4 protein-coding genes are annotated in these 3,734 nt (G+C 62.2%); all 4 read left to right on the top strand.

Annotation, left to right across the window (positions count from 1 at the left end):
• The first annotated feature begins 156 nt into the window (after window positions 1–156).
• The 4 genes from puuE (at window position 157) to EN935_RS26225 (ending at window position 3,599) form a co-directional block, all read left to right on the top strand.
• Complete coding sequence (gene puuE, locus EN935_RS26210; RefSeq protein ID WP_127265203.1) at window positions 157–1,575, top strand: allantoinase PuuE; 1,419 nt, start codon at window positions 157–159, stop codon at window positions 1,573–1,575.
• 10 nt (window positions 1,576–1,585) lie between these two features.
• On the top strand, window positions 1,586–2,449 hold the full coding sequence (locus EN935_RS26215; RefSeq protein ID WP_127265202.1) for a bifunctional allantoicase/(S)-ureidoglycine aminohydrolase: 864 nt from the start codon (window positions 1,586–1,588) through the stop codon (window positions 2,447–2,449).
• Window positions 2,446–2,937: an ureidoglycolate lyase gene (locus EN935_RS26220; RefSeq protein WP_109665575.1), complete on the top strand. Its 492-nt coding sequence runs from the start codon at window positions 2,446–2,448 to the stop codon at window positions 2,935–2,937. The genes EN935_RS26215 and EN935_RS26220 overlap by 4 nt, the downstream gene beginning before the upstream one ends.
• Window positions 2,938–3,005: 68 nt before the next feature.
• Complete coding sequence (locus EN935_RS26225; RefSeq protein WP_109665571.1) at window positions 3,006–3,599, top strand: nucleoside deaminase; 594 nt, start codon at window positions 3,006–3,008, stop codon at window positions 3,597–3,599.
• Window positions 3,600–3,734 lie beyond the last annotated feature (135 nt).

The following is a 3,734-nucleotide window of genomic DNA, read 5'->3' on the forward strand; positions in this document are numbered from 1 at the left end:
AATATCAACAGTGAATTGTGCGCCATTTAAAGGCGATGCATAAGTCCCGGTCGAGCGGAGTGCGACAAAAACACTTTCAAAAATTTTCGGGGGAATGCGCAGGCAGCCCTTTCGATATCCTGATCATACTTCGGGCCATGCCCGGCGGGAGGGACGATGCGTTACGAGAGAGACATGCGCGGCTACGGAGCCAATCCGCCGGACCCGAAATGGCCTGGCGGTGCGCATGTCGCCGTGCAGTTCGTCGTCAATTACGAAGAAGGCGGCGAAAACTGCGTGCTGCACGGTGACAAGGCCTCTGAAGCCTTCCTGTCGGAAATCGTCGGCGCGGCACCCTGGGTGGGCCAGCGCCACTGGAACATGGAATCCATCTACGAATATGGGGCGCGGGCCGGCTTCTGGCGGCTGCTTCGGCTGTTCACCGAGGCTGAGGTGCCGATCACCTGCTACGGCGTCGCCACAGCACTCGCCCGTTCGCCTGACCAGGTCATGGCCATGCAGGAAGCCGGCTGGGAGATCGCTTCGCACGGTCTGAGATGGATCGACTACCGCGACCACAGTGTCGAGGATGAGCGCCGCGACCTCGAAGCGGCGATCAAGCTGCACTACGAAGTGACCGGCGCGCGCCCGACCGGCTGGTACACCGGCCGCACTTCGGTCAACACAGTGCGGATTGTGGCGGAAGAAGGCGGCTTCGACTATGTGTCGGACACCTATGACGACGAACTGCCCTACTGGTTCGAACATGAGGGCGGCACGCAGCTCATCATCCCCTATACGCTCGACGCCAACGACATGCGTTTCGCCACGCCGCAGGGCTTCAACTCGGGCGACCAGTTCTTTGCCTATTTGAAGGATAGTTTCGACACGCTCTATGCCGAGGGCAAGGCCGGCCGGCCGCGCATGATGAACATCGGCCTGCATTGCCGCCTCGTCGGGCGGCCGGGCCGGGTGGCGGCGCTGAAGCGCTTCGTCGACTATGTGAAGTCGCACGACAAGGTCTGGCTGGCACGGCGCATCGACATCGCCCGCCACTGGCAAGAGGCCAATCCTTACAAGCCGGCGGCACTGCGGCCATCGAAGATGGAATTCGAGACGTTCGTTGATACCTTCGGTGGCGTGTTCGAGCATTCGCCCTGGATCGCCGAACGCGCCTACGAGCTGGAACTGGGTCCGGCGCACGACACATCGGGCGGCCTGCACAATGCGCTTTGCCGCGTCTTCCGTTCCGCCAGCGAAACCGAGCGGCTTTCGGTGCTCAACGCCCATCCCGACCTTGCCGGCAAGCTGGCCAAGGCCAAACGGCTGACGGCGGAATCGACCAGGGAACAGGCTTCGGCCGGCCTCGACGCGTTGACCGACAAGGAGCGCGAACTGTTTTCCAAGCTCAACGCCGCCTACGTCACCACCTTCGGTTTCCCCTTCATCATCGCGGTGAAGGGCAAGACGAAGGAGGAGATCCTGGCGGAATTCGAGGCGCGCATCGGCAACAGCCGCGGCGTCGAATTCGAGACCGCCTGCAAACAGGTCGAGCGCATCGCGCTGCTCCGCCTCAAGGACATGCTTCCGCAATAGGTTTGAACCCATGGATACGATCAGGATGCCCGACCGAACCTATTACGCGCCGCATGGCGGCCATCCCGGCCAGAGCGAGCTTCTGACCGGCCGCGCCGTCTTCACCGAGGCCTATGCCGTCATCCCCCGGGGGGTGATGCAGGACATCGTCACCAGTGCCTTGCCGTTCTGGGACAAGACGCGCGTCTGGATCTTGTCGCGACCGTTATCAGGTTTTGCCGAGACGTTCTCGCAATACATTGTCGAGGTCGCGCCCGGCGGCGGCAGCGATCGGCCGGAACCCGATGCCGGTGCCGAGGGCGCCCTGTTCGTGGTCGAGGGCGAACTGACGGTTCTGCTTGCCGGCAAGAAGCATGTCTTGCGGCCCGGCGGCTTTGCCTTCCTGCCGCCGGCCAGCGGCTGGACGGTTCGCAACGAGCGCAAGGCCGACGTCCGCTTCCACTGGATTCGCAAGGCTTACGAGGCGGTCGACGGTCTTGATGTGCCGGAAGCCTTCTTCACCAACGAACAGGAAATCGCGCCAACGCCGATGCCTGGCACCGAGGGCCGTTGGGCGACGACGCGTTTCGTCGATCCGGCCGATTTGCGCCACGACATGCACATGACCATTGTGACGCTGGAACCGGGTGCCGTCATTCCCTTCGCCGAGACCCATGTCATGGAGCACGGTCTCTATGTGCTGGAAGGCAAGGCGGTCTACCGCCTCAACCAGGACTGGGTCGAGGTCGAGGCTGGCGACTATATGTGGCTGCGCGCCTTCTGCCCGCAGGCCTGCTATGCCGGCGGCCCGGGCAAATTCCGCTATCTGCTCTACAAGGACGTCAATCGGCACGCCAAGCTCGGCGGCGCCGGCATCGCAAAGCGCGCGCCATGACCCGTATCGTCGCGCGGCCGCTGACCCGCGAGAGCTTTGCCCCATTCGGCGATGTCATCGACATGGGCGGCGACAACCACTACCCGATCAATGGCGGCAGGGCCGAGCGCTACCACGATCTCGCAACCGCCGAGGCGACCGGGCCGAACGCCCGCGTGCTGATCTCGATGGTGCGCGGCACGCCATACGAATTGCCGCTGAGGCTAGGCATGGTCGAGCGCCACCCCTTCGGCAGCCAGGCCTTCATCCCGCTGTCGCCGCGCCCGTTCCTGGTCGTCGTCTGCCATGACGGTGAGCAGGGACCGGGCGAGCCGCATGCCTTCATCACCGCACCCGGACAAGGCATCAACTATTCCCGTAATCTCTGGCATGGCGTGCTGACGCCGCTTGGCGAGGCGCAGGATTTCCTGATCGTCGACCGTGGCGGCGACGGCTCCAATCTCGAAGAGTTCCATTTCTCGCACGCCTACGAGATCCATCTCCCTTAATTTTTTGTGCGTGTCGTTACCCCAAAACCGGGGGCACTTTTGTGCGACATGCAGCAGGAGACCCCGTAATGACCGATATTTCACTGATCGACCGCCTGCTCGACGTCATCGAGCACGACATCGTGCCGAAGACGGCCGACGGTGTTGCCCATGGCAACAAGCTGTTCGGCGCGGCGATCCTGAGAAAGGACGACCGTTCGCTGGTGCTGGCCGAGACCAACAACGAGATGGAAAACCCGCTCTGGCATGGCGAGGTGCACTGCCTGAAGCGCTTCTACGAAATGCCGAAGGCCGAGCGCGTCGATACGAAAGACGCCATCTTCATCGCCACGCATGAACCCTGCTCGCTGTGCCTGTCGGCGATCACCTGGACCGGCTTCGACAATTTCTACTATCTGTTCAGCCATGAGGATTCGCGCGACAGTTTTGCCATCCCGCACGATCTGAAAATCCTGAAAGAGGTCTTCACTCTCGATCCCGGCGGCTACAATGCCGAGAACGCCTACTGGAAGAGCTTTTCCATACGTCGGTTGGTGCGAGCTTTGCCCGCGGCCGAGCGGCAACGGCTGGAAACACGTATTGGCGCGATTTCGGCGCGCTACGATGATCTGTCCGGCGTCTATCAGGCGAACAAGGACGATAACGACATTCCGCTGAACTGACGCGGATTGACCAGCAGAATTCGTTGGCTGGCCCACGACGCGGTACGGCAGGCTCCATCATCTGGCAATCCTGGAGCATGCCATGAAAACCGTCACCGAATTTCCCCGCAAAGTCGTCGAATTCCCGGATATGGG

Source organism: Mesorhizobium sp. M7D.F.Ca.US.004.03.1.1, assembly GCF_003998635.1.
GTDB lineage: Bacteria > Pseudomonadota > Alphaproteobacteria > Rhizobiales > Rhizobiaceae > Mesorhizobium > Mesorhizobium loti.

Coding starts and splice junctions, on each gene's coding strand:
- puuE (WP_127265203.1), top strand. CDS start 157: ATGCGTTACGAGAGAGACATGCGCGGCTACGGAGCCAATCCGCCGGAC.
- EN935_RS26220 (WP_109665575.1), top strand. CDS start 2,446: ATGACCCGTATCGTCGCGCGGCCGCTGACCCGCGAGAGCTTTGCCCCA.
- EN935_RS26215 (WP_127265202.1), top strand. CDS start 1,586: ATGGATACGATCAGGATGCCCGACCGAACCTATTACGCGCCGCATGGC.
- EN935_RS26225 (WP_109665571.1), top strand. CDS start 3,006: ATGACCGATATTTCACTGATCGACCGCCTGCTCGACGTCATCGAGCAC.